This window comes from Photobacterium angustum (genome assembly GCF_003026365.1).
GTDB lineage: Bacteria > Pseudomonadota > Gammaproteobacteria > Enterobacterales > Vibrionaceae > Photobacterium > Photobacterium angustum.
In genome coordinates, this window is record NZ_PYOM01000055.1 from 1 (window position 1) to 657 (window position 657).

General features: G+C 36.4%; 1 pseudogene. It reads right to left on the reverse strand.

Annotated features, from left to right (window positions below):
- A pseudogene (locus tag CTN01_RS22870) lies at window positions 1-657 on the reverse strand (hypothetical protein); the annotation flags it as partial.

Genomic DNA, 657 nt, shown 5'->3' on the forward strand with positions numbered 1-657 from the left:
TCCAGAAATAGTATTGCTTTTTACTGAGTCCCATAAGGGAAACACATGAAAGCCACTCTCAATTCCATCGCTGTATGTCACTGGAGAAATGAATTTTTTATTCAGAACGTTTAAGTCACCCCAATCTATTTCTGACTCCTTGGCGGTAACGGATACCTTTACAAGTCCGTAACTAAAATTATTATAATGGTCGGCAATCACATAAGAGATAATGTGTTCACCTGGCATGGCGGCAGTAAACTCAAGAACTTTGTTAGTAATGTTATCTGGTTCTTTTGGAGTCACGCTAGCATTGTAACTTTGCACATCCACTAACTGCCAATTATCATCATCAGCGTCGACAAGTTGAGACAAATCAATATCAATACTATCTCGAGTATTCACAATTGCATTATTATTTGCGATGTTGTAATCGTGTTTTTTATTTTTAATAGTTATCGAAGGTCGAACGGTATCTGATATTGTTATATAAATATCACCAACCTTTACTCTGGTTTTGTCTTCATTATTAATCAGTTTATAGTTAATGCGATTCCACCCAGTAGCTGAAGGTAAAGTATACTCAATAGTATTACCATCAGCATTTACCTGACCAATATTATTGTCATCCGGGCTCTGAACAACTAGCCCTTCAGAATCTAACGAATAACCATCTTC